Origin of the sequence: Micromonospora sp. DT46 (genome assembly GCF_049841735.1) — a bacterium.
In the GTDB taxonomy this organism is placed as follows: domain Bacteria; phylum Actinomycetota; class Actinomycetes; order Mycobacteriales; family Micromonosporaceae; genus Micromonospora; species Micromonospora reichwaldensis.
The window spans coordinates 1-284 of sequence record NZ_JBNCKW010000039.1; the positions used below are offsets into that span (position 1 = coordinate 1).

Sequence of the window (284 nt, forward strand, 5' to 3'; positions counted from 1 at the left end):
GCCGTGCAGGCCGACAAGCCGTCGGTCGACAAGGCCAAGCTGATCCCGCACGGCGTGCAGGGCGCCCAGTCGCACGTCGACCTGTCCGACGAGCAGGTTGCCAACGTGAAGGCGATCATCGCCGCGACGAAGAAGGCCGGCATGGACGAGCGCGCCGCCGTCGTGTCGATCGCCACCGCCCTGCAGGAATCGAAGCTGGAGAACCTGGGTCACCTCGGTGACCGCAACGACCACGACTCGCAGGGCCTGTTCCAGCAGCGCCCGTCCTCGGGTTGGGGCACGAT

1 pseudogene is annotated in these 284 nt (G+C 68.3%); it reads left to right on the plus strand.

The window, feature by feature from the left end:
* A pseudogene (locus ACLQ20_RS31370) lies at positions 1-284 on the plus strand (hypothetical protein); the annotation flags it as partial.